The sequence below is a fragment of the Clostridium pasteurianum DSM 525 = ATCC 6013 genome, from assembly GCF_000807255.1.
GTDB classification, from domain to species: domain Bacteria; phylum Bacillota; class Clostridia; order Clostridiales; family Clostridiaceae; genus Clostridium_I; species Clostridium_I pasteurianum.
The window spans coordinates 3,713,493-3,739,317 of record NZ_CP009268.1 but is presented as its reverse complement, the minus strand read 5'-3'; the positions used below and the strand labels follow the sequence as shown (position 1 = coordinate 3,739,317).

Genomic DNA, 25,825 nt, shown 5'->3' with positions numbered 1-25,825 from the left:
CTCTTATTTTTATGTAAAAAAATAGGAAAGGAAGTGCATAAATGAGTTATGCAGATCAAATAAGGGTAGAACCAAATGCTAAAGATATGCGAGAACTTATTGCGGATGGAATAGAAGAAAACAAAAGTGTAGCAGATGATGCAGTGAATACAGCTAATGAAGCTAAAAGTACTGCAGATAATAACAATAATAGAATTGACAATATATTATCTGGCCAGATAGAAGGAAAAGATCAAGAGATAGTAGATTCTCATCATAGTAATATTACTCAAGAAAATTTTAATAATTTGGGTGAAAGATTCGATGGAATTGATTCGACTTTGGCAGATAATACGATTAAAATAGGAAATACTGATATAATTGACTGGATAAAAGAGAACCCCAATGTAGCAGATGGGTTAATTAATTTAAGAGATTGGATGAATGAGAGGGGAATAAATGTGCGTCAGCCTCCATATTTGGCTCCAGCTGATGGAAATAGCCATTTATTGAGTGAAAGATTTAACACCTTAGAAGAAGCACAGTTAATATTCCCATGTGCCACAGATTTAAGTGATGAATTAGATTGGTGTGCATTACAAGCTGCCACGGATTACGTAAGGATAAATGGTGGGCAATTAATAGTCCCTTATACATTTGGAGGGTATGTAATTAACAAGACTTGGACTGCCCAATATCCAGACAGTCAGAGTCCTGTTACTATAATCGGTAACTGTGGTAAAGGATCTTTATTCAATCAAAAAAATATAGTTAAAATAAAACGTAAAACAGGTACAAATGCGACAATGTTTTATGCACTAGGGCAAGGGTTAACACTTGCAAATATTACCTTCCAAGGGAATGAACAGATTGCAAATGCAGTTATAATCGATAGAGGTTTTGAGCTTAAAATGGATAATGTACGTGTAATTGACAATAAGGGATGTGCATACGATTTTAGCAATCTATCTAATGCTAGAATTGGAACATGCCATGCAGATCGGTGCGGTTATGATGGTGGAACAGACGCTACGCATTTCCCAGCTGTGAGGCTTGGAGGCAAAATAGTTGAACAATCAGCTGAGCATATAAGTAATACAGTTCTTTTTGATTTTTTAACTATAGAAAGAAGCAGGGGGACTGCTTTAGCAGTTGCAGTTGGGGCGGGAGATGAAGCAGTAGCTGAATTTATTACATTTAACATGTTACACGTGGAGCAAACTATTGATAACACGGATATGGTAGATTTTTCTCCAAGGCAGGTCGTTCATATTGGGAATGTAAGATCTGTAGATTTAATATCTCCATTTATATATGGTGGTAAAGGTGAATTACTCCGAGTAGAAAAATGGCATAATGTAAGTGGAGATATAACATCTGTTAAAATTTTTGGTGGAGAAATAAAAGGATATACTAAAAATGGAGCTGTAACATCAGGAACTCCAGGAATTTTAGTAAGATTAAAAAGTGGTGATTGTGCTCGTTTAATAGGAACAACATTAGCACATGTAAATACCGGAGGAGCACATCTTTATATAGGTTCTGAAATGGGAAAAGATGTACAATACAATACCATACACTTAAATGATAGTATAGGAAACCCAACGAACATATGGGATGAACGTACAAATAAAAGTGGATTAAGAACAATAAATACAACATGGGTTGAAAATTCTTGGGCACTTATTAATGGATTGGCAGAATTCACATTAATAACAGAGGGTAGACCCAAAATAACATCAAATTCTGGGAAACCTGTTGATTTAACTGAGGTGCGCGGAGTGTCTCTTCCAGTTGTAAGCGATGCTCTAAGCCCTGTAGAACCTAATACTTTATATATTTCAGCCGATACAGGAAAGTTAGTATTTAAAGACTCGAATGAAATAAACCATTATTTATATTAAGAGGAGTTGATTTATAAATGGCTTTACAAATGCAGTATACTGCCAATAGTGGTGTAGTTGCTCAAAACGCTTATATTTATATACAAAGTTTATGTGAAATGAATAGGGAGAGTTTATCTGTACAATTAGCTATTTACTATACTAAAGAGAATAAGATAAATAATAATGTACCTATTTTTTCAGCTGTTTATACATTTAAACCTGATGTGAGTGACACAGCTCAAAACTATAGGAAACAAGCATATATATTTTTGAAAACTTTAGATATTTTTGCAAGTGCTATAAATGTTTTAGAGGAGGGACAGCCTGCATAATATATAATTCACAATATAGGATACTATGACGAACTAATTAAATATCAAAATTCAAAGGATTTAGATTGATTTCTAAGTCCTTTTTATATTTTAAGTCGGATTACAGTATAACTTCATATACTATAACATAGACTTTTAATAAAAATATTGGAGGTAATATAAATGGTTAAATTAAATCTTTTCGTAAAAAGTTTATATAAATATACAAACAATAAATTTATTATTAAGACGATTAATTACATTAGCCTGAAATTAGATAAAAAAATATTAAAATATTAAGTTTTACATTATTCTCTATATATTGTAAAATCACATATATAGGGGGTAGAAATATGGTAAAAAAGAAAGAATTACAAAAATTATCTGATCGAAAATTAGAAGAACTTAAAAAATTATATGATGCAAGATTCTATGATTCTGTTGTTGAACAATCAGGTCTTGTAGTAGAGTATGGTTTGAAAGCTTCAATTTGTAAAAATATAAAAAAGGATATGTATCCAGAGTATGGTAGGTATAAAATACATGAACCAGAAAAATTGATTGATCTTGCAAATTTAAGAAATGATTTAGAGCTAGAAAAGTCAAATAATATTGATTTTTTTGTATCATGGTCTTTATTAAGTAAATGGTCTGTAAATTTTAGATATAGACCAATTGGTAGCAGTGATGAAAAAGAGTCAAAAGAATATATTAAAGCTTTAGATGACCAAATAGGAGGTGTTCATCCATGGATAAGAAAGCATTGGTAGAAGAAATCAGAAAAGTTCTTACTTCTTTTATTGAAGATGAGTGCAAAATAAATATGGCTATGTTGGTTAAAGATTTAGATCACGATACATACACCTTTCTTCTAGCTTCTTATTTCTTGGATTTATTAACACCTTATGATGGTACAAAACTTGTAGCTGAATATTTTTATAAAAATTTGTCTAAAGATGCTTTTTCTATTATATCAAGAATCAATTTAGTAAATACAATGGATTCTAGTATGTCTGCAATTTATGGGATTATGAATGTAACTAATAGTATAGTAAGTATAGAAAAGTGTACTTTTTTTAATGTTTATATAGAAGATGCAATATTATTAGAATCTCACAAGGATTAATTAGTAATAATAAATATTAATAGTTATTAAATAAAGAGTTTTGGAGAAATTCAAGGCTCTTTTTTCATGCTCAAAATTAGAAAGAAGGTGATATTACGTACAAAGTAAGTTTAATAAATAACAACATAGAAACAATTATTCATTATCCTACTGCTAATAAAGAAGCACCACATTTACTTAAAATGAATTTGCAAGAGAAGTTGTCATTACCCGATAACTTCTCTTTTTCTATACCAAAAATGAATGAAGGATATAATAAAGTGTTTGGACTGTCAACAAAGGTTAAGGTTATAGATACTAGAGATAATTCAGTTGTATTTAGCGGTAGAGTAATACCAATCACAGACAGTATGGAAACTGATGGGAAGTTTATCAAGGATGTAGAATGTGAAAGTGCTATGTCATACTTAAATGACACAAGGACTAGAAGATACCATTATCAAGATCAAACTCCTAGTCAAATTTTAACTGATTTGTTAACTAAGCATAATAGTAAAGTAGATGATATCAGAAAAATACAGCTAGGCACTGTGGAAATAACGCAAAGCATCACTATTGATACTAATTACGAAACTACCTTAAATGCAATCATAACAAAGCTTCATAATATTCTTGGTGGAGATTTACAGGTTAGAGAAACAGCAGGAGTATTATATTTAGATTATCTTCAACAAATAGGAAATAACAATGGTGTTCAGATTAGACTAGGATATAATCAAAAAAGATTAGTAAAGGATTATGACCCCAATGATTTAATAACTACACTAATTCCACTTGGCTACGGTGAAGGAATCAACCAGTTAACTATAAAAAGTGTTAATGGTGGATTAGATTATTTAGAAAATACTACAGCAATAAGTAAGTACGGAACTATAGAAGGACAAGAAACAAACAAGGATATACAAAATGCAAATACATTAAAGATATGGGGACAAAATTTATTAGACCAAAATTGCCAAGAAAAGGTAACGGTAAAATGTGATATGTTAGATTTATCTACACTAGGGATTGACCAACAATTAAACCTTGGAGATACAGCAAACATAATAAATAGTGTTATGGATTTCAATGTTAATGCTAGAGTAATTGAAAAAGAAACTGATTTATTAAGTTCGCAGAATCCTAAATTAACTTTAGATACTAGAAAAAATAGCATGAGTGACCAAATAACAGAGTTAAAACAGAGAACTGCTAGTTTGCAAAACGCACCACAAGGAAATACATTTTTAAATTCTATACCTTTTAATGGAAATATGGATGAATCGCATAGTATTAAAATTCCTATTTGGTTGTCTCCAGATATTTTATATGTGAATAGGGTTAGATTATTTATAGAAAGTCAGAAGTTTAGAGCTTATGAAAAGGGTATGGCTGGTGGAGGTGGGACTACAACTACTACTGGGTCATCATCAAAAACTACAAGTGATAGCGGAGGACAAAGCACACAGACATCAAGTTCAGGAGGTAGCAGTACTCAAACATCAAGTTCAGCAGGGCAAAGTACTCAAACAAGTGCAGCAGGTGGAGATCATAAACATGTTATGTTTTATGCTACATCGGATATGAGCATTAGTCCAGTATCTCATAGTGTTTTAACTTGTTCAGATTCAGATGGTAATGGGATAGATTTTAATGTAGATGCAGCAAGTAGTGCAGCAGGAAAGAATTTATATACTATGGGATCAAGTGGCACTCATAGCCATAGTGTTACTACTCCATCACATACTCACAGTGTAACTATACCAGCACATACGCATGATGTAAGTATTCCTGCTCATAGTCATGGTATGGATCATACACATTCTATTAGTATTCCAGACCACACCCATGAAATTCAGTATGGAATCTTTGAAGATACTTATCCAGCAGAGGTGCAAGTAAAAATAAATAATACTGTTATTCCTGGTATAAATCTTACAGATGGTTCAAGTTTAGATATAGAAATATCTCAATATATAGGTGAAGCTGGACAAACTTATACTTTAGAGATTACAAGTAGTCAAAGAGGGAGAGTATCAGGAATTGTTGATATTCAAGCATTTATACAAACTAAATGATATTACTTATAGGAGGTGTGATATGAATAATGAAGTTATTGAAACAAAAATATTAGAACATGACGATAAGATAAAAGAACACGACACAAAAATAAATAATCTCGAAAAATCTGATGTTAAGCATGATGATAATATAAGTCAGTTGTGTGAGAAGATTGATGGTTTAATACAGCAAAATAGTAAATTATTATATGCAGTGCTTGTAGGGATGGCAGGTATATTAGTAAAAATTTTATTTTTTAAATAGGGAGATGTGTTTTAAATGATAATTTCATATGATTTTGGGCATATGGCAAATGGTGCTGATACTTCAGCAAATGGCATTGTATACGAATATGCTGAAATTAGAAGATATGCACCAGTAGCAATTCAAGTTTTAGAACAAGCAGGACATAAATGTATAAATTGTACACCAATTCAATCGGGTATATCATTAAATGAATCATTAGCTTATAGAGTTAATAAGGCAAATGCAAGTGGCAGTCAATTACATTTATGTTTTCATATTAATGCTTTTGATGGAAGTGTTCATGGAGCTGAAGTTGAAATAGCAAGTGATGCAGGAGCAAGATATGGTGAATCTGTATTAACTGAAATATGTAAGTTAGGATTTACAAGACGTGGGGTAAATAGACCTAGTTTATATGTTACAAAGCATACTAATATGACTGCAATACTTATAGAACCATTCTTCTGCGATAATGCTGAAGATTGTAAAATATATAATCCAGTAACTTTAGGCAATGCAATTGCAAAAGGTGTATTGAATGTTATTGGTGGTAATTATAAACCACTCGACAATGGTGCATTTGCCCCACAACAAATAAATATAAATAATATACAAGGGAGTGTTAGTATGAATCCAATAAGGATGGGAGAAAATAGCCCTCGAGTTAGGTTATTGCAGAGTATTTTAAGTGTGTTAATAGGGGGAATCTCCATTGATGGGGATTTTGGACAAGGTACTTATAATGCAGTAGTTAGATATCAGAAAATAATGGGCATTTCAGCAGACGGAATTGTAGGTAATCAAACAATTGATACATTGCTTAATGATTTGCGCCATGGATGGTTTAAAGCTTAGGAGATGATATTATGATAGAAATAATTTTAGGTGTTTCTATCTTTTTTAATGTAATTCTATATTTAAAAAAGCAAAAATATATAAGCATGGTTATAGAAACACAAAGAGCATTGGCAGAAAAAGAATTAGAGTGTGAGTTATATAGAAATAATAAATAAAGGGTGGTAATGAAAATGAATAAACAAATATTAATTAAAAATCTTAAGTCTAAAACTTTTTGGGTGGCTATAGCAGCATTTGTATTATACTTATTACATAGTACAGGTGTTGGAGTTGTAGACGCACAGTATAATGAAATAATTAATGCTGTATTACAGTTATTAGTGTTAATGGGCATACTTAATGCACCACAGGTGGAAGATACAAATACAGTAGTAAAATAATATATATATTAATGTAGAAATTTTTAGGGGTATTACAGAAATGTGATTCCCTATTTTCTCTGTTTACTTGTTACGTCTTTTTAGAAGAATACAACATAGTATTCAATTATGACTATTTATCGCTTTTCTTGCAACTAAACCCCAGCGATATAAATGTTATAGCCAAACAAATGTAAGTAACTCCTGGCAGAATTTTGTTATCGGTGAAGTTTAATATGGATATAATTATAAATAAGATTCCTGCAATAAAATGTAAAGCTCGAGTAAGATTTTTTCCCATAATAACATCCCCCATTTTAAAATTTTGGTGTTACACAATTCCGTATTAATCTATATAACAATTATACATTGGCTTAAGCAGTATTTCTAGGTTTTATTTTAATGTTTTGGGAATTATTGTTGATGCCCTATTTTTTCGTAGGTGGTAGAAATTTTATACTACCTTTATTTTTTAGAGTATTTAAGATATAAACAGAAAAATATCTAAATTAAATATTGTAAAAAGTAAAGAATTAGGACTTGAAATATAAATAGATTTGAGTGTATAATAGAACTTAATAAAGAGTGAGTGAACCATTGAAGTATTAGAACGAAAAATAGGCTTCAATGTAGTTATATAAACGGTTGGGTATGGCTCAACGGTAGAGTAGTGGTCTCCAAAACCATTGGTTGTGGGTTCAAATCCTACTGCCCCTGCCAAAACGTTGATATAAGCGAGTTTACAGAGATTTAAACTCGCTTATATCAACGCTTTTTAAGGTTTTTTCCACAAAAGTTATAGATAGATATAGTTTTTATTATTATATTAATTAATTATGGAAATGAAAGACAAATATTACATCGTCTTAAACCAAGAAGAAATACTTTCAGCCAAAAAACACGAGATTGAAGCACAGTTGGCTCTTATTGACCACAAAAAAGCTAACTATGAAAAATTTTAAATGAAGCATAGCATGCAATGCTAATCAACCTTACCTTCGCCATACATTTTCATGGCGAAACAGCCCACCAAAGGCTGTTATATAACCAGGCCTTGCCGCTCGTCACGGCCGGGCAGATCATGTATTTATGCCGCCGGATATGCAATTTTCTCAGTAGTTGTTGATTTTTTTCAACGTATAGTGGTATAATATAAAAAAGTTGAAATTTGAGGTGAAAAGATGATTTGATTTTCTTGCTAATTTTTAAAGTACAATTGATAAAAAGATAAACGGATGTGTTCTGTTTATTTGGTCGTACTTATGCAAGAAAGTTATTCTTTTTTCTCTTAATATATACTCTTGTGTTATGCTATAATGATTAGCTTAACTAGTATATCTATGAGCTGTAAGAATAATAATTTCTTGCGGCTCTTATTTTTTATAAATAATTCGAATAAGGAGGATAATTAATATTATGAAAAATAAAGACACTTTGCTAACACATGATAATCTCCATATAGAGCCGGATACTAAAGGCGACATTTATATGGAGTAATAACAAAGTCGCCTATTGTTCCGACTTTGTTATTTATACTATTAATTACAGAGGAGGACAAAAATATGTCTTTAATAAATGTTACAAACCTAACCTTTGCCTATGAAGGTAGTTATGATAATATTTTTGAAAATGTAAGTTTTCAAATTGATACAGATTGGAAATTGGGCTTTACGGGAAGAAATGGAAGAGGGAAAACTACTTTTTTAAATCTTTTACTTGGAAAATACGAATATAATGGAAATATTTCAGCTGATGTGACTTTTGAATATTTTCCTTATGAGGTGCAGGAACAAGGAAATTTTACCATAGATATCATAAGGGAAATCAGTCCAAATTCAATGGATTGGGAAATAATTAAAGAATTATCATTGTTAGATATGGATTATGATGCTTTATATAGACAATTTTATACACTATCTAAAGGAGAGCAGACCAAAGCATTGCTAGCTGCTATGTTTTTGAAGGAGAACTCCTTCTTACTTATTGATGAGCCTACAAATCATTTGGATGCTGAAGCTAGAAAAAAACTAAGTAATTACTTGAAAAGAAAGAAAGGATTTATTCTGATTTCACATGATAGGTCTTTTTTGGATAATTGTGTTGACCATATTTTGGCCATTAATAGAACTAATATTGAAATACAGAAAGGAAATTTTTCTTCATGGTGGAGAAACAAAGAATTACAAGATGGTTTTGAACTAGCAGAAAACGAAAAATTGAAAAAGGATATTAGCCGGCTTTCCAGTTCAGCAAAACGCACATCTACATGGTCAGATAGTGTTGAAAGCAGCAAGTATGGAACTACTAATTCTGGGAGCAAATTAGATAAAGGATATGTTGGACATAAAGCTGCAAAAATGATGAAGCGTGCTAAAAATACAGAAGCTAGACAACAGAACATGATTGAAGAAAAATCAAAGCTTCTTAAAAATATTGAATCTAACGAAAGTTTAAAAATAGTACCGCTTACTTTCCATGATAAAAAGCTTGTGGAACTTACAGATGTTTCAATTCAATATGATGATAGAATTGTCTGTGAAGCAGTAAGCTTCACCATAGAGCAGGGTGAAAGAATTTCTATTCAAGGAAAGAATGGTAGTGGAAAATCAAGTATACTGAAATTAATTTATGGAGAAGACATCTTGCATAATGGAATTGTGAGGAAAAATAGTCAGTTAATCATTTCGTATGTTTCACAAGATACATCAGATTTACATGGTAACTTATCTGAGTATGTAGAAAAACATTGTATTGAAGAAAGTTTATTTAAATCGATTCTTAGAAAGCTTGATTTTTCAAGAGAGCAGTTTGAAAAGAATATCGAGGATTTTAGCGGAGGACAGAAGAAAAAGGTATTGATTGCAAAAAGTTTGAGTGAACAGGCACATTTGTATATTTGGGATGAACCATTGAATTTTATCGATGTAATTTCTCGTATGCAGATTGAGAAATTGTTAATTGAATATCAACCGACAATTTTGTTTGTTGAGCATGATATTGCATTTTGTGAGAATGTTGCAACAAAAACGATAAAATTGAAAGGATAGAAATGGGATTAATATGTTTAATACGAATATACAAGTAACACATAATAGGCTCTATGCAAAGTCAGATGTTTTAGGCGACATTTGTATGGAGTAGTATAAGTCGCCAATTATGATGGCTTTGCTTCCTAACTATTAATAGCGAGGAGGAAGCCTACATGAAGCAGACAAAAACAAAATATGAAAAAATAAAACAAATAGTATCAAATTTAAATTTACCAAATTATAGATATATACAGCTTACAAAAGCTATTTTTCATCAAAGGATAGATAATTTTGATGATATGCATATATTACCAAAGGCATTAAGGATAGCTTTAGTAAATAAGTTTGGGAATAATGTATCTAGTGTAATACCTGTTTTTTCACAAAGTTCTAAGCAAGCTCAAAAATTGTTATTCGAATTGACAGACGGAGAAAGAATAGAAGCTGTTCGATTACAGTATAAACAGGGGTGGGAATCGTTTTGTATTTCTTTTCAATGTGGTTGCGGTTTTGGATGTCGCTTTTGTGCAACTGGAAATGCTGGATTTAAACGAAATCTTACTGCTGATGAGATAACTGATCAATTACTTTATTTTTATTTCAATGAACATGGCTTGAACAGTATTTCATTTATGGGAATGGGTGAGGCTTTTGCAAATCCGGAGTTATTTGGTGCAGTAAAAATTTTGACTGATGAAAATTTATTTGGGTTAAGTCAACGAAGAATTACGATTTCAACAATTGGTGTTATACCAGGAATTCAAAGATTGACCAAAGAATTTCCACAAGTGAATCTCGCTTTTTCGCTTCATTCACCATTTGAAAGTCAACGAAGTGATTTAATGCCTATAAATAAAAGATTTCCATTGCATGAGGTAATGAAGACATTAGATGAACATATCATTCATACAGGACGAAGAGTGTTTCTTGCGTATATTATGCTTGAAAGGATTAATGATTCTAAAGAACATGCAAAGGCAGTTATAGGTTTATTAAAAAATCGTGGTTCATGGGAGCATTTATATCATCTTGGTTTGATACCTTATAATTCTACGAACAAAACAACCTTTAAATTTCAATCATCAAGTGATATCAAACAATTTTGTAGTACATTAGAAGCTGGCATTAGTGTAACTGTTAGAACACAATTTGGTTCTGAAATTAGTGCTGCTTGCGGACAATTGTATTGTGAAAATGAATTATGATGTTGGTTCAAAAATATCGTTCTAACAATAGGCCCTCTCAACTAAAAAAAGGGGGGCTAATTCTTAATTAAGTCGGATGTAAGCTTTTTATTCAGTTCATCTACTTTACGCAGACTATCTTCCAATAATCTTTTTTAAACTTATCATATTGTTCCATTATAGTTGAGATATTACTAAGATTTTTTTCATAGTTTCAGTATATTTTTCTATACTACCATAATATTTAATTACCTAATACGCATGTCCTTTTTTAAACTCTTCCAATGTATTAAAATATTTACTCATATCAAATTCTCTAAAACTCATACAACTGGTATTTAAAGCACTCAATCTTTACTAGTTTTATATTCTATCTTTTCAATTTCTTCTTTTGAAAAGTATTTTAGTAAATGTTTTGATAAATGCTTAATTTCATTTTGCATCATTAATTTTTCTTTTGTGATTTTTTAAACACCATTTATAAAAACTGAATTTTTTATAAATGGGGGCCAATTTTTTATATTTTAGTTGTTTTAAGAGAACCTTATCTACACAAATATTCTATCTTGTGTAGATTGAGATAACATATTTGGGATAATATCAGTAGCTCTGTAACCATGGGCAAAGTAACCGATGATTAATGGTAGTTTCTCATATTTTCAATGTTACACAGCAGAGTTTTGTAACATTCAGAATGGCCCAACGGCGGGAATTAAAAAATATTATATGAATACAGTGTTATCGAATATTACATAATTATAAATACTGTATACCAGCCATTTTTCTACATTCTTCTGCACATGTACCACATTCTTGAGTACATTTTTGGCAATGGTCATCTTTAAACATTGCACATTCTTGAGCACATTTATCACAAATAGTAGCACAGAGTTTACAATGGTCTTTTGCAAATTGAGCATCTATTGATATAAGTGTTGATGACATTTGACACATTTGTCCACATTTAACAAAGATGCTTATGTAATTCTTTCTTGCCCCAACATCTGGTTCATTTAAACATGCTTTAAAGTATTCATAACACGCTTGAGCACATTTATTACATTCATCAATACATTTTTGATATTTGTCTGTAGTCATAGTTGCTACACCCATTTAAAACACTTTTTATTTAATTCTTTTAACGAAATTTAGCATGTGAAAAATAAGGCTATTTTATACAAATGAAATTAATAAAAATATTATTTTATATGTAACATTACTTAATTTAGAGATTCATTATATTTTCTATTTAATATTATTCCCTATATTGTGGTTCCTCTGACTTTACAAAATCAAATCTACTTTGAATCGTTTATGCTATATTTTCAGCTGTTTGTGCTAATTGTTTAAAAGTTTGCTTAGATTGCTATTTACTCTTTTCTTATATTGTCTACTAACTAAGGCCACATGATGGATATTAATTCCAGAATGTGGCCTGTTTTTACACGTATGTGGGCTGCATTTTGTGATTTACATTATATGGTGTATGAATTTTCAGTACATGACACGGTTGCTGGTACTAGTCCTATCTGATACAAGATTTAAATGTTCCAGTTCTTAGCTTAACAATTTAAGGTAAATATCATACATTATTAGTAATATAGAAAGTATACGTGAAAGGAGAAGTTATTTTGAGAAGATCGTTACTCGATTTACTTAGAGATGGAGGATATGTACTATATACTAGGCATGGAGAAGCAACAGTTGGAGAAGATCTACCTAATTTAAATTTTCAGTACTGTTTTACCCAAAGAAATCTTTCTGAAGTGGGAAGAAGACAAGCAATTTACTACGGAGAAATTCTTCGTAGTTTGCAAATTCCTATTAGTTATCCCATCCTAACTAGCCCTTTTTGTAGAACTATAGAAACGGCACAATTGGCTTTTAGAAGAGCAAATGTTCGAATCGATCCATTTTGGGTTGAAATTTATAAGTTGAGTGGAAATTTATCTGATTGGAAACAAAAAAGAATATTAGACTCTCTTCAGTCAGAGTTAGAAATCAAACCGCCTCAAGGAAGTAATAAGGTTATTATTGCTCACAGTTTTCCAAAAGGGATTGGTTTGGGTGAAATTCCAAATATAGGGACAGTCATTGTTAAGCCGTTGGGACAGGGAAAGGGTTATGAAATCATCAATAAATTATCCTTAGCAGATTTAGATAATTTGTTAAGGTAGTTTAAAGATGGATATGATTGAAAAATTTTTATTTTACCATAAAATCAAGGCTGAACTGTACCGCATATTACACAGCTTATATTGAAATTATTGATAAAAAATAGTGCACATATACTAGGGGAGCAATCTAGCATATGGACATTATACATAGGGCTTTATATAATTTTAAATTTTATAACTTTTCTATGTTTTAACTTATTAAGCTTACTAAATTTTTATCACACTTTTCCCACACAAATTTCAGAAAGTAATAGTTTATGGCAGAAGGCAATAGTTAATAAATTAAGTAATACCAACAGTTACAGCAAATTATAGAAATCTATAATCTGCTTCTAAACAAAACCATTGGTTCTGGGTTCAAATCTACTATCACTACCAAATCAAGGCTTTCCGATTGAAATTATTTATAGCCTTTTGTAAGTATGTAGTATTCCGAATACTTATAGCATTAATTAAGATATTTAAAGGACTAGCTCTTTGCAGCTGATCCTGTAACTCTCTTTATCTAAATTCTCATCGTTTCAACTGCATTCTTGTTTTGACAATATAAGCACTTTTTCCATAAGTTTCAGTATAAGAAATTCCATGATAGGATTCATCCGGTTCGGTGAGGTCTGGAAATTTTCCATTTGTCCAATCAAAATTACCACTATTTACAATAACACCACCAACCTGTACCACATGTCCATCCATATACTTACTTGTAGAATGAACTATAATATCTGCACCATACAGAAAAGGCTTGCACAATATTGGTGTTGCAAATGTATTGTCAATAATAAGTGGTACTTGATGTGCATGTGCTATTCTGGCAAATTTTTCGATATCCAATACAGTCAATGCTGGATTTGCTAATGTCTCACCAAATACTGCTTTTGTATTCTTTTTAAATGCTGAATTAATTTCTTCTTCACTAGCATTTTGATCTACAAAAATACATTCTATTCCTAACTTCTTCAATGTAAATGCAAAGAGATTAATACTTCCACCATAAATCTGAGTTGCACTAATAAAACTATCTCCTGCGCTGCAAATATTTAAAATTGATAATAAAATAGCTGCCTGACCGGATGTGGTGCATAAAGATCCTATACCTCCTTCCAAATCTGCAATCTTCTTCTCAACAGCCATTACTGTAGGATTTCCAAATCTTCAATAAATTAGACTCTTCATCGGATCATCAAATACTGCTGCCACATCTTCTGTAGAATCATATACATATGTAATACTTTGAACGATTGGCATAACTCTTGGTTCTGAATTCTTTGGTTCATATCCTAAATGTAAACATTTTGTTTCATCTCTCATTTTAAATTCCTCCTCAGTCTCTATTTTCTAGTAACTAAGATTATAATTTAACTTATTTAAATGCAAGCGCATATACGGATACTGTTAGTACTGATTATTAAAATTGCAAAGTTGCATTGCTACGCCATCTTCCATAATTTTGAATCCAAACTTTTCATAAAAAGCCGCATTTTTGATGTCTTCTGGCATAATTTCAAGATATAGATAATCCTTATATTTTTCCTTAATCATTCCAATCATTGTTCCAGCAATTTTCTGTCCTTGATAATCAGAATTTACCAAAACATAGTGCATATATGCTACCATTTCGCTGTCATCCAGTACCCTTACGAGACCGACAAGCTTATCTCCATCCCAAGCTGTTAAGACGGTAGAAGAATTTTTCAATGCTTTATACAATCGACTTGGATACTGGCCAGACACCCAGCCAACAGATAGGAATAATTGCTGTACTTCTTTTTGCGTGAATTTTTTTTCCTCCGTATAAGTAATCTTCATTTGAAAATGCCTCCTTTTCCTTGTTTATAGTCACATTTTTTACATTGCGTCATTGTATTTTCATTATCTTCCTTGTGATAGGCTCCAGACCATATGCAAATACTCTGCAAAATAGGAACCACAGAATTGCCCTTCTCTGTGAGGCAATACTCCACACGAGGCGGGATCTCATCGAATGATTTTCTATGCACAATATCATCTGCAATCAGTTCCTTGAGGGTGGACGCCAGAACTGCATCTGTGATATTGCTCATTTCTTTTCTAAGTGCACTGTATCGTAAAGTGCCTTTTTCAGCCAAAACGCATATAATTCGTGATTTCCACTTTCCACCGAAAACTTCAAGACCATATTCAAGCGGACACCGGATGTCCTCCTCCATTTTATGTTGATACATCAAGATTCACCCCTTTACAATATCCCAAGCACAATACAGCAAAAACAGACTCAATATAAAATTGATGGGTTTGTAGTGTTTTCCGTAAATGCACTGCATCTTAATTCCGAGAAATGCCCATGTCAAACAGGCTGCACTTCCAACACTGACCACTCCAACACCTGCCAAAAGCAAACCTGGCAAAGTGCTAATATAAGGAACAAGATAAACCATCAACAAAGTCATAATATAAAAATAGATTTTTATATTTACAAATTGAAGAGAGAATCCATCTCGAAAGGATGCTTGCCTATCATCCCTATTCTTTAGCGGCTTGCTTCGAAAAATATTTACTGCCAGCCATACCAAATATATTGTTCCAATATATTTCAGCACAGCAAGCACTGGTGTGAGAAAAGTGTTCAATCCATATACCGACAAGGTACAAAGAAATTGCACACAGATATAACCTGCACAAATGCCAAGAATTAGTCGTTTTCATTTTTGCCAGCCAAATTGAGTTGTAGTATTTAGTGCCAGAATGTTTCCAGGGCCGGGCGTAAAAGAACAAACCAACATATATCCTAACATTGTCCCAAAAACTGATATCGACATTTTAACCTCCTGTATTCAAACGAATGTAACACTATTATAGAGGGCTGTCTGTATATTAGCAAGTAACTATGAAATTTATTAGTAACTCATAAATTTGCGGATATCTTTTTCTCTTGGAGTGATTGAAATATAATTATGTCAGACTCGGGCAAACAAAACGAGTTATATTACAAAATTGGAGGTAATACAATGAAAGTAAATGCTTATTTGGAAATAACAATGAAAATCGAAGAAGCCAACCGTGCAGACGCTGCCAAAGTTTATAATGATTATCGTGGGCCGTTTCTGGAAACAATTGAAGGTGCTCTGACCAAAGACCTGCTGATTCGTGACGAGGATGTTCAGGTACTTCACGGCTTCGACAGCGTAGAACACGCGCAGGCTTACCTGTCCAGTGCAATGTTTCAGAATGATGTCTTCGTTGGGCTCAAGCCGCTCTGGAGCACTGAACCGGATGTAAAGATTTATAGCGTGGCATAATTGCTTGAAACATACCGTGATTCCTCCGTGCATCGTTATCCGATGTACGGATTTATTGTTTTAGAATACCACAAGTGGTTCCAAATTAAAAAAATTATGTGAACATAAAGGAGTTGAAATAATAGAAGCAACTGCATGCAAAGATCATATACATATTCAAGAAGATTTAGCATATTGATCCACGGAAACTGAATCCAGATAATAATGTTATTTCTATTGGTTATACTGTACCTGTTTCCGATGATATGCATCTAATTGCAGATGAGGATATTCTATATCCAGAGACAGATCATCATTGGAAGGTAACTTGCTCTTGAAAGGCCATACAGTATTATGAAATTTATATTTTCATATAAGTATCTGTTCTTATTACAGGCTTCTTAGCTACTTGCTTAAATAGATTTCTTCTATATGGTTGATATTTTAAAATATAAAGAATGCTTTGAAAAGGATTTAAAAGGAGCAAAAATTCTCTATGAACATAATGCAGACTATGGGTTAGTATTATTTCATCTTCGACAAGCGGTTGAAAAATATCTAAAAAGATATTTAATTTTAAAAACAGGTATGCTGCAGAAAGATCACAGTTTAATTAGGCTCTGTAAATAATGAGTTTAGAAAGTTTATTAAAGATTGTGATTTTTTAAATGGATATTATTTTTAAGTGAAATATATAGTATAATATTTGTTAGTTGAAATTTAAGTATACAAAGAATAATTTTTATATTTAATAATTTCTAATAATGGATGGGGAAAATAAAGAGATGACAATTGAATTGGAGAAGTACTACAATAAATTTTGCGAGGACAAAAGATTAACTAGAAAATATGGACAAGTTGAATATATTACTTCCATGAAGTATATTCATAAATATTTAGAAAATAATGAGAATGTAAAAATATTAGATGTTGGTGCAGGGACAGGGAGATACTCTGTACAATTAGCAAATGAAGGATATGATGTTACTGCAATTGAATTAGTGAAGCACAATCTAGGTGTTTTGAAGTCAAAAGGAAGTACAGTAAAAGCAATGCAGGGAACAGCATTAGATTTATCTAGGTTTTCAGAAAATATTTTTGACATGACGCTGGTGTTTGGACCAATGTACCATTTATATAAATTTGAGGATAAAGTAAAAGCACTACAAGAGGCAAAAAGGGTAACGAAACTTGGAGGGATTATCTTAGTAGCATATTGTATGAATGAATATAGTGTATTAACCTATGGTTTTAAGGAAAATAATATTCGTGAATGTATTGATAATGGGAGACTTAATGATGATTTCCATATTATATCTGAACCAAAAGATTTATATGATTATGTAAGGATTGAAGATATTAACAAATTAAATGAGGAAGTAAAACTGGAAAGGATAAAATTAATTGCATCAGATGGACCAGCTAATTATATGCGACCTATTTTGAATGCCATGGATGAAGATACATTTCAAATTTTTCTTGATTATCATTTTTCTACCTGTGAAAGACAAGATTTGTTGGGGGCAAGCGCACATACATTAGATATTTTGAGAAAAGAATAAGGCAATGTGGTATATTTTGGGACATCCTATTTTTGCGTATTTGCAATGCAACTAGTAGAGAGATTTTTAAAATAAAAGGCAGAAGTGTGTGGTTATTAACTTTTAGAAAATAAGAATGAAATTAATAGGGTTTAGACAATATAAATAAATTTAATCTTTGATACTGGTTTTGAATAATTGTTGTATTTTAAGAAGAAATAGTATATAATGAGCTTGTGATAATTTTTTAACAATCTTTTGTGAATTATGACTCACACCTAATATATAGTTAAAACCCATACACATTATAATATATTACTTTGATTTTGAAAATAATTGTTAAGGAGGTGTTAACTATGGCTTATGTTATTAATGCTGATGAATGTCAAGCATGTGGTGCCTGTAAAAGTGATTGCCCTACATCTTGTATAAGCATGCAAGAAGGAAGTTATGCAATTGATGCTAGTGTCTGTGTAGATTGTGGAACTTGCCTAAATTCTTGTGGTTTTGGTGCAATTTCAGCTGAATAATTTATTGTGAAAAAACAACCAGAAATTACTATTTTATTATAGTAATTTCTGGTTGTTTTTTTGTCAAATCATTACACATAGTTGCTCACTATCAATGTAAAACATCTTAATTTTACAATTTTTTGGTCCAATATCAGCAAACGTGTCATGAAGTGCAAAGTAACTTCTAGGGATGAAGGTAAAAAATTTTATTACTTTTACATAAATTATGATAATTAAAGGAGCTTATGAGTTCTAAATCAAGTAACTAAAAGTATTTGAATAACTAAATTGTAATAATTATAACTTACTTCCCGATCATTTATATGGTATTATCTTAATTACAATTGAGAAGTACAGTACTATGAATAGACTTGGAGGAAGTTATAATGACCGGAAAAACACATGCGGCAGTGGGAATTTGTTCAGCTGCTTTTATACTAGTACCTAAAGTAGATATAAAAACAGCGTTAATAGGATTGGGATTTTGTATTATAGGATCTTATGCTACAGATGCAGATCTTAAAAGATCTAAAGCAGGACATATTATTAGTGATGCTGTTCATGCAATTTCTATTTTGACACTGTTATATTTATTATTAACATATAAATTCCATTATAACATATGGGATTTACTTGGTATAAATATGCCTGGTAAGCTTAAAATTTTAGGAGTTGTACTTATAGTTGGATCCATAATACTTGGCAGGATTACAGGTCATAGAAAATACATGCATAGCTTGATTGGCTTGGCTATTATGACTTTAGGTGTGTGGTTAATTGCAGGTGGTTTTGCTGTTTGGTTTGGACTTGGATATGCTTTGCACATGATAGTGGATCTTCTAAATGAGAAGCCAGAAGATTTATTATTTCCATTACCAATAGGTAGAGTTTGCTTTTCAATAGTAAAATCTAGGGGAACTGTAAATTCTGCTTTATCTACAATAGCATATGTTGGTTTTACATGTAAGATAATATCTATATATAATATTAATTATCTATATAATATTTTTATAAAGTAGGAGTTAAATATATAAAATTAATAAATCTAAAGGGATTTTTAAAATTTATAATTACAATACAGTTTATAGTTATAAAAATAATATTAAAGAGTATTTGCAGAAATGTGAATTCTCTTATTTTTTTATTTTTATCTAGTTTAATATATAAAAGAAAATTTTTAGTCGTATAGTTTATCTGAAATTTATTATTATTGCCCAGGAAATGACAAGAAAACAGCGAAAGTATATAATTAAACATAATATTTTAGTATAATAGGTATTAATATGAAATAAATGATGAATTAGGAAGTGAATTTTTGATTTCAATTTTAAGAAAAAATACTAGAGTTCTTAATTTCATTCTTTAATTAATGTTCTAAATTATGGAGGTGAATAATTTGAAATCGCTGGAGGAATTAAAAAAGTTACAGAAAGATTTTCAAGAAGATTTAAGAAAAATAAAAAGACAAATTTTAGTTTGTGGTGGAACGGGTTGTATTTCCTCAGGTTGTAGAGAAGTTCAAAATACATTGAAAGAAGAACTAACTAATAATAATTTAGAAAATGAAGTTGAAATAGTGGAAACAGGCTGTCATGGTTTTTGTGAAAAAGGGCCAATTGTAATTGTCTATCCGGAAAAAATATTTTATTGTGAAGTAAGTGCTGAAGATATAAAAGAGTTAGTAGAAACACAGTTTATAGAGGGCAAAATATTAGAAAGATTATTATATAAAAATCCCATTAGTGGAGAAAATATTTTCTATTATAATGATATTGATTTTTATAGTAAACAGCATAAACTTGTATTGAATAATTGTGGTGAAATCAATCCTCAAAATATTAAAGATTACATAGTGAGAGGTGGTTATCAAGCATTAGGACAAGTTCTAACTGAAAGGAAGCCACAGGAAGTAATTGATGAAGTTAAGCAATCAGGTCTTCGAGGACGAGGTGGAGGAGGATTCCCAACTGGACTTAAGTGGCAGTTTGCTCGGGATAGTAAAGGAAGTAAAAAATATGTTATTTGCAATGCTGACGAGGGTGATCCAGGTGCTTTTATGGATGAAAGTGTATTGGTAGGGGATCCACATAAGGTTCTTGAAGGTATGATTATTGCTGCTTATGCTATTGGTTCTGATGAAGGATATATTTATGTCAGAGCTGAGTATCCATTGGCTATTAAACGATTAGAAAAAGCTATTGTTCAGGCACGAGAGTATGGTTTTTTAGGAAATGAATTATTTGGTACAGAGTTTAATTTTGATGTGGAGATTAAAACTGGTGCTGGAGCTTTTGTCTGTGGTGAAGAGACGGCTTTGATAGCATCTATTGAAGGAAAAAGGGGAATGCCTAGATCTAAGCCTCCATATCCAGCTCAGAAGGGATTATGGGGCCATCCCACAAATATTAATAATGTAGAAACCTATGCCAATATTCCAGGAATTATTAGTAGTGGATCTAAAGTATTTAGTACAATAGGCACTGAAGGCAGCTGGGGAACTAAAGTATTTTCTCTCACAGGTAAGATTAATAATACTGGTTTAGTAGAAGTACCAATGGGGACCGCAATGAAAAAAATTATTTATGATATAGGTGGAGGAATTCCTAATGGCAGAGCCTTTAAAGCAGTTCAGATTGGTGGTCCTTCTGGAGGCTGCCTCCCAGAATATAAGTTAGATTTGCCAGTTGATTATGACTCATTATTGAGAGCAGGAGCTATGATGGGTTCTGGCGGATTGGTTGTTATGGATGAAGATAACTGTATGGTAGATATAGCTAGATTCTTTTTAAGTTTTACAGTAGCAGAGTCTTGTGGCAAGTGTGCTCCCTGCTGCGAAGGTACTAAAAGAATGTTAGAGATACTGGAGAAGATAACAGAAGGTAAGGCTGAAATTGAAGATTTAGAACAACTAGAAACTTTAGGAAAATTAATAAAAGATGCGTCCTTATGTGGTTTGGGACAAGCTGCACCTAATCCTGTATTGTCCACGTTGAATTATTTTAAATCTGAATATGAAGCTCATGTAAAAGATAAGAAATGTCCAGCTGGGGTATGTCAGGTATTAGTGAAATATCATATTACTAGTGATTGTGAGGGGTGTGATAAATGTGTAAAAGGATGTCCTGCAGGTGCTATTAGTGGTGAAGTTAAAAAACAGCATAGTATAGATAAAGATAAATGTATTAAATGTGGAGCTTGTATTAAAATTTGTCCTTTTAATGCCGTAGTTAAAGAATAAAAAATACTGATATCTATTTTAAGTATTTATAATTAATAAGAGAGAGGAGTAAAGAATTTTGATTAGAAAAAAATTCTACGATAAAGTAACACAGGAAGGAATTAAAAAAGCACATTCTGATGGAGTAGAGACTATTTGGGATAGACTTGAAGCACAACAACCTCAGTGTGGCTTTGGTCAACTTGGTTTATGCTGTAGAAATTGTAATATGGGACCCTGTAGAATTGATCCTTTTGGGGAAGGACCTTCTAAGGGTGTCTGTGGTGCCACTGCTGCTACAATAGTTTCTAGAAACTTAGTTAGAATGATTGCAGCTGGAGCGGCTTCTCATAGCGATCATGGCAGAGAGATAGCATTGGCCTTTAAAGAGATAGCCGAAGGAGAATTACAAAGGTATGAGATAAAAGATCAAGCCAAGTTAAAACAAGTAGCCTCTAAATTGGAAGTTGATACAAATAGAGAAATTAAACAAATTGCTGAAGATGTTGCTAAAATAGCTCTTTTAGACTTTGGAAAGCAGGATGAAAAGATACTTGCTTTTGCTAATGCCTATGCACCTGAAAGTTTAAAGAAGCTTTGGAAAAGTATAAATGTTGCACCTAGAAATATAGATAGAGAAGTTACAGAAAGTATGCATCGTACACATATGGGAGTTGATGCTGATCATTTTAACTTGAGTCTACAGGGAATCAGAACAGCTCTTTCAGATGGTTGGGGTGGTTCTTTAATTGGCAGTGAATTTTCAGATGTAATGTTTGGTACTCCTCAGCCTGTTCAATCTTATGCCAATTTAGGTGTGTTAGAAGAAGACAAAGTAAATGTAATTACCCATGGACATCTCCCAATTTTGTCTGAAAAGATTGTCGAAGCTGCTGAAGATGAAGAAATGATAGAACTGGCTAAAAGTAAAGGGGCAGCAGGAATTGTGGTAGCTGGTATGTGTTGTACAGGAAATGAAATTACAATGAGACATGGGATACCAACAGCTGGTAATTTCCTGCAGCAAGAATTGGCAATAGTTACTGGCGCTCTAGATGCTATGGTGGTAGATTACCAATGTATTATGCCTTCTCTGGTAGATGTAGCTGATTGTTATCATACTAAAATAATTACCACTTCTGAAAAAGCAAAGATACCAGGAGCAGAACATATTGAATTTTATCCACAACAGGCAGATGAAATTGCTAGGAAAATTATCAAAAGGGCCATTGAAAATTATCCGGCTAGAGCAAAAGATAAGATTAAAATACCTTCAGAAAAGATGGATGGAATTGTAGGATTTTCCGTTGAAGCAATAGTAGAAGCCTTAGGTGGTTCACTAAATCCACTTATTGAGGCAATTAAGAAAGGTACAATCAAAGGAATAGCTGGTATAGTAGGTTGCAATAATCCTAAAATAGAACAGGATAAAAGCCACATTGAAGTTGCTAAAGAATTAATTGCTAATGATATTTTGGTAGTGGGAACAGGTTGCTGGTCAATTGCTGCCATGAAAGCTGGTCTTTTTAAGCTAGAAGGTGCTGAATTAGCTGGAGAGAGTCTGAAGACAATTTGTAGACAACTTGGTATTCCACCTTGCTTACACATGGGGAGCTGTGTAGATAATGCAAGAATCCTTGCGGTTATATCAGCAATAGCAGAAACTCTAGGCGTTAAGACTTCTGACTTACCTGTTGCAGGAGCAGCACCTGAATGGATGAGTGAAAAGGCAGTAGCTATAGGTACTTATTTTGTAGCATCAGGAATCTTTACTGTTTTAGGGAATACACCGCCTATTTTGGGAAGTGTTGAGGTGGTTAAGTTATTAACTAAAGATATAGAAAAAGTTATTGGAGGGAAATTCGCAGTGGAAAGTAATCCTCATAAAATAGCAGAACTAATGCTTAGGCATATTCAAATCAAGCGGGAACAATTGCTAGGGAAGAGAGGATAAATATGAAAAAAATTATAGATGTTGATATGGATAAATGTTTAGGCTGTCATACCTGCGAGATGGAATGTGCTATTGAACATTCTAATTCCAAGAATTTATTTTCAGCTATTCAGGAAATTCCCATACCACAGTATAGGATGAGTGTAGAATTTATAAATGGAAGTAACATTCCGTGGCAATGTCGTCATTGTGATTATGCTCCCTGCGAGACTGTCTGTCCTACAGCTTCCATAGGCAGGAAAAATGATGAAGCTCCAATTGTTATAAATAAGAGTAAATGTATAGGATGTAAGATGTGTATTCAAGTTTGTCCTTTTGGAGTATTGAAAATAAGTAAAGCAGACAACACTGTAATCAAATGTGATTTCTGTATAAAGAGGCTGGAAGGAGAAAAAGAACCAGCCTGCGTTAAAGGATGTCCTACAAATGCCTTGAAATTGATAACTTTAGAAGAGTTATCTAATAAGAAAAAAGAAGCAACAAAACAAAGATTTTTAAGTGCCTTTAAGAATGATGATGATTAAAGAAGAGATTGGGCAGGAGTGATAGGATGAAAGTAAGCATTGATGGTAGAGAAGCTGAGGTGCAGGAAGAAAAAACTATTCTTGAATTGGCAAAGGAGTTAGATATTGAAATTCCAACTCTATGCTATCATGATGGTTTAAAACCTTACGGTGCCTGTAGATTATGTATTGTGGAGATAGAGAAGAATGGAAGTAAAGGACTAGATGCTTCTTGTACTAGATTTATAGAAGATGGTATGGTAATTAAAACAATAAGTAAAGAATTGGTGGAAAAAAGAAAATTAATAGCTGAACTGTTACTGGCTCGAACACCAGGCTCAAAAAAATTAAAAGAAATATTTAAGAAATTAGGAGTTACAAAAAGCAGATTTGAAGGCAAGAATTATGATTGTTTATTATATTGTGGTAGATGTGTTAGAATCTGCAAAGAAAAAATAGGGGCTGAAGCTATAGGGCTTGTAGGAAGGGGTTATGATACTAAGGTTGATACTCCTTTTTCTATTGATTCTGATGTATGTATAGGCTGTGGAGCCTGCGCTGAAGTTTGTCCTATTGGAACTATAAAAGTTAAAGATGAAGGTTCAACTAGATATATTGAATATTTTAATACAAAAGTTGAACTCAAAAAATGTAAGGGGTGTGGAGAATTTTTTAGTACTAAGAAAATGATTGAAAAATTAAAAGAGGATTTTTCATGCTTTTTAGACTTTGATTTATGTGAAACTTGTAAAAAAAATAAAGAGATTAAGAAATTTTGGAGGGTAAAAATATGAAGATAGCTATTTCAGGAAAAGGTGGAGTAGGTAAAACGACTGTTTCTGCAGGGCTTGCTAGAATATTTTCAAGAGAAGGAGAAAAAGTAATTGCTTTAGATACAGACTCTTCTCCAAATTTGATAACTACTCTAGGTGGAAGTCAAGGGAATATTAGACCATTGTCAGAAATGGATGATTTAATTGAAGAAAAAACAGGAGTAAAACCAGGCAGTGGTTATGGACAAATGTTCAAATTAAATTTTACAGTAGATGATATTTTAGATAGGTTTGGGGTTCAATGTAATGATGGTGTGCAGCTTTTAGTAGCTGGATCTATTAGACAAGGAGGGGGTGGATGTTTCTGCCCTGAGAATGCACTTATAAAAAAATTATTACAACATTACTTAAATAAATCTCACTATACCTTAATTATGGATATGGAAGCTGGAATTGAACATCTAGGAAGGGGAACTGCAGAAAATGTAGATGTATTAATAACAGTTGTGGAGCCAAATTTACGTTCAGTTGAAACTGCAGAAAGAATAAATAGATTAGCTACAGATATAGGTATAAAAAATAATGTGGCAGTCTTAAATAAAGTGAAAAATCAAAAAGAGAAAAAAATTATTGAAGATAAATTAAGTATTCCAATTATCTATACTATCCCCTATAGTGATAGTGTTGGTGAAGCTGATCTTAAAGGGACTTCTGTATTTGATGAAGATGAAAAGTTAATGAATATAATGTTAGAATTAAAGCAGAGATTATAGGTATTGCTTTCTATGACAAACAATAGCGACTTTTTAGTATATTGAAATCTAGTGGCAGGTCAATATGCTAAAAAGTCAGATAGCTTTTTGCGAAGGAGAAGCC

General features: G+C 32.1%; 26 protein-coding genes and 2 pseudogenes. 23 read left to right on the top strand and 5 right to left on the bottom strand.

Annotation, left to right across the window (positions count from 1 at the left end; genetic code table 11):
• The first annotated feature begins 41 nt into the window (after window positions 1-41).
• The 11 genes from CLPA_RS16835 (at window position 42) to CLPA_RS16785 (ending at window position 11,039) form a co-directional block, all read left to right on the top strand.
• Complete coding sequence (locus CLPA_RS16835; protein ID WP_003445965.1) at window positions 42-1,883, top strand: hypothetical protein; 1,842 nt, start codon at window positions 42-44, stop codon at window positions 1,881-1,883.
• A 17-nt stretch (window positions 1,884-1,900) separates the two neighbouring features.
• Entirely contained in the window at window positions 1,901-2,197 is a 297-nt protein-coding gene (locus CLPA_RS16830; RefSeq protein WP_003445967.1) for a hypothetical protein, read from the top strand.
• 332 nt (window positions 2,198-2,529) lie between these two features.
• Window positions 2,530-2,946, top strand: coding sequence for a HEPN domain-containing protein (locus tag CLPA_RS16825; protein WP_003445969.1), 417 nt, complete (start codon window positions 2,530-2,532; stop codon window positions 2,944-2,946).
• Window positions 2,925-3,302, top strand: a complete 378-nt coding sequence (locus CLPA_RS16820) for a hypothetical protein (RefSeq protein WP_003445971.1) — start codon at window positions 2,925-2,927, stop codon at window positions 3,300-3,302. Before CLPA_RS16825 ends, CLPA_RS16820 begins: the two co-directional genes overlap by 22 nt.
• A 182-nt stretch (window positions 3,303-3,484) precedes the next feature.
• Window positions 3,485-5,359, top strand: a complete 1,875-nt coding sequence (locus tag CLPA_RS16815) for a phage tail protein (RefSeq protein ID WP_076719123.1) — start codon at window positions 3,485-3,487, stop codon at window positions 5,357-5,359.
• A 22-nt stretch (window positions 5,360-5,381) separates the two neighbouring features.
• A complete protein-coding gene (locus tag CLPA_RS16810; protein WP_003445973.1) occupies window positions 5,382-5,606 on the top strand; it encodes a hypothetical protein in 225 nt (74 codons plus the stop codon).
• A gap of 15 nt (window positions 5,607-5,621) precedes the next feature.
• The gene (locus tag CLPA_RS21780; RefSeq protein WP_003445974.1) at window positions 5,622-6,443 is read left to right on the top strand and encodes an N-acetylmuramoyl-L-alanine amidase; all 822 of its coding nucleotides are present in this window, start codon (window positions 5,622-5,624) and stop codon (window positions 6,441-6,443) included.
• Between the two features lie 11 nt (window positions 6,444-6,454).
• The gene (locus CLPA_RS21400; protein WP_162838519.1) at window positions 6,455-6,601 is read left to right on the top strand and encodes a hypothetical protein; all 147 of its coding nucleotides are present in this window, start codon (window positions 6,455-6,457) and stop codon (window positions 6,599-6,601) included.
• A gap of 15 nt (window positions 6,602-6,616) precedes the next feature.
• Entirely contained in the window at window positions 6,617-6,826 is a 210-nt protein-coding gene (locus tag CLPA_RS16800) for a phage holin (RefSeq protein WP_003445977.1), read from the top strand.
• Between the two features lie 1,541 nt (window positions 6,827-8,367).
• Window positions 8,368-9,852, top strand: coding sequence for an Lsa family ABC-F type ribosomal protection protein (locus CLPA_RS16790; RefSeq protein ID WP_003445978.1), 1,485 nt, complete (start codon window positions 8,368-8,370; stop codon window positions 9,850-9,852).
• Between the two features lie 155 nt (window positions 9,853-10,007).
• On the top strand, window positions 10,008-11,039 hold the full coding sequence (locus CLPA_RS16785; protein ID WP_003445979.1) for a Cfr family 23S rRNA (adenine(2503)-C(8))-methyltransferase: 1,032 nt from the start codon (window positions 10,008-10,010) through the stop codon (window positions 11,037-11,039).
• Between the two features lie 735 nt (window positions 11,040-11,774).
• Here CLPA_RS16785 and CLPA_RS16780 read toward each other — a convergent pair.
• The gene (locus CLPA_RS16780) at window positions 11,775-12,131 is read right to left on the bottom strand and encodes a four-helix bundle copper-binding protein (protein WP_034829853.1); all 357 of its coding nucleotides are present in this window, start codon (window positions 12,129-12,131) and stop codon (window positions 11,775-11,777) included.
• A gap of 518 nt (window positions 12,132-12,649) precedes the next feature.
• Here CLPA_RS16780 and CLPA_RS16775 point away from each other — a divergent pair.
• Window positions 12,650-13,195, top strand: a complete 546-nt coding sequence (locus CLPA_RS16775) for a histidine phosphatase family protein (protein ID WP_003445981.1) — start codon at window positions 12,650-12,652, stop codon at window positions 13,193-13,195.
• A gap of 516 nt (window positions 13,196-13,711) precedes the next feature.
• Here CLPA_RS16775 and CLPA_RS16770 read toward each other — a convergent pair.
• From CLPA_RS16770 to CLPA_RS16755, 4 genes and pseudogenes are all read right to left on the bottom strand, one after another.
• A pseudogene (locus CLPA_RS16770) lies at window positions 13,712-14,503 on the bottom strand (aminotransferase class I/II-fold pyridoxal phosphate-dependent enzyme); the annotation flags it as partial.
• A gap of 84 nt (window positions 14,504-14,587) precedes the next feature.
• Window positions 14,588-15,001 (bottom strand): GNAT family N-acetyltransferase, encoded by a 414-nt coding sequence (locus CLPA_RS16765; RefSeq protein WP_003445982.1) that lies wholly within the window; start codon window positions 14,999-15,001, stop codon window positions 14,588-14,590.
• Window positions 14,998-15,396, bottom strand: coding sequence for a winged helix-turn-helix transcriptional regulator (locus tag CLPA_RS16760; protein WP_003445989.1), 399 nt, complete (start codon window positions 15,394-15,396; stop codon window positions 14,998-15,000). Before CLPA_RS16760 ends, CLPA_RS16765 begins: the two co-directional genes overlap by 4 nt.
• 6 nt (window positions 15,397-15,402) lie before the next feature.
• A complete protein-coding gene (locus tag CLPA_RS16755) occupies window positions 15,403-15,855 on the bottom strand; it encodes a LysE family transporter (RefSeq protein ID WP_257786255.1) in 453 nt (150 codons plus the stop codon).
• Between the two features lie 324 nt (window positions 15,856-16,179).
• Between CLPA_RS16755 and CLPA_RS16750 the strand changes: the two genes are divergently transcribed.
• The 11 genes and pseudogenes from CLPA_RS16750 (at window position 16,180) to CLPA_RS16705 (ending at window position 25,722) form a co-directional block, all read left to right on the top strand.
• Window positions 16,180-16,470 carry a hypothetical protein gene (locus CLPA_RS16750; protein WP_003445993.1) on the top strand — a complete coding sequence of 97 codons (291 nt, stop codon included), beginning with the start codon at window positions 16,180-16,182 and terminating at the stop codon, window positions 16,468-16,470.
• 76 nt (window positions 16,471-16,546) lie between these two features.
• Window positions 16,547-16,627 (top strand): annotated as a pseudogene (locus tag CLPA_RS22185) (IS200/IS605 family transposase); the annotation flags it as partial.
• A 254-nt stretch (window positions 16,628-16,881) separates the two neighbouring features.
• The gene (locus CLPA_RS16745) at window positions 16,882-17,079 is read left to right on the top strand and encodes a HEPN domain-containing protein (RefSeq protein WP_003445994.1); all 198 of its coding nucleotides are present in this window, start codon (window positions 16,882-16,884) and stop codon (window positions 17,077-17,079) included.
• A 155-nt stretch (window positions 17,080-17,234) separates the two neighbouring features.
• The gene (locus tag CLPA_RS16740; protein ID WP_003445995.1) at window positions 17,235-18,011 is read left to right on the top strand and encodes a class I SAM-dependent methyltransferase; all 777 of its coding nucleotides are present in this window, start codon (window positions 17,235-17,237) and stop codon (window positions 18,009-18,011) included.
• 335 nt (window positions 18,012-18,346) lie between these two features.
• A complete protein-coding gene (locus tag CLPA_RS16735; RefSeq protein ID WP_003445996.1) occupies window positions 18,347-18,520 on the top strand; it encodes an indolepyruvate ferredoxin oxidoreductase subunit alpha in 174 nt (57 codons plus the stop codon).
• A gap of 368 nt (window positions 18,521-18,888) precedes the next feature.
• Window positions 18,889-19,521 (top strand): metal-dependent hydrolase, encoded by a 633-nt coding sequence (locus tag CLPA_RS16730; protein WP_003445997.1) that lies wholly within the window; start codon window positions 18,889-18,891, stop codon window positions 19,519-19,521.
• A gap of 368 nt (window positions 19,522-19,889) precedes the next feature.
• The gene (locus tag CLPA_RS16725; protein ID WP_371877733.1) at window positions 19,890-21,740 is read left to right on the top strand and encodes an NADH-ubiquinone oxidoreductase-F iron-sulfur binding region domain-containing protein; all 1,851 of its coding nucleotides are present in this window, start codon (window positions 19,890-19,892) and stop codon (window positions 21,738-21,740) included.
• A gap of 58 nt (window positions 21,741-21,798) precedes the next feature.
• Complete coding sequence (gene cooS / locus CLPA_RS16720; protein ID WP_003445999.1) at window positions 21,799-23,673, top strand: anaerobic carbon-monoxide dehydrogenase catalytic subunit; 1,875 nt, start codon at window positions 21,799-21,801, stop codon at window positions 23,671-23,673.
• A 2-nt stretch (window positions 23,674-23,675) separates the two neighbouring features.
• Window positions 23,676-24,197, top strand: coding sequence for a 4Fe-4S dicluster domain-containing protein (locus tag CLPA_RS16715; protein ID WP_003446000.1), 522 nt, complete (start codon window positions 23,676-23,678; stop codon window positions 24,195-24,197).
• Window positions 24,198-24,223: 26 nt separating this feature from the next.
• Window positions 24,224-24,970 carry a 2Fe-2S iron-sulfur cluster-binding protein gene (locus CLPA_RS16710; protein ID WP_003446001.1) on the top strand — a complete coding sequence of 249 codons (747 nt, stop codon included), beginning with the start codon at window positions 24,224-24,226 and terminating at the stop codon, window positions 24,968-24,970.
• Entirely contained in the window at window positions 24,967-25,722 is a 756-nt protein-coding gene (locus tag CLPA_RS16705; protein WP_003446003.1) for an ATP-binding protein, read from the top strand. The genes CLPA_RS16710 and CLPA_RS16705 overlap by 4 nt, the downstream gene beginning before the upstream one ends.
• Window positions 25,723-25,825: the final 103 nt, after the last annotated feature.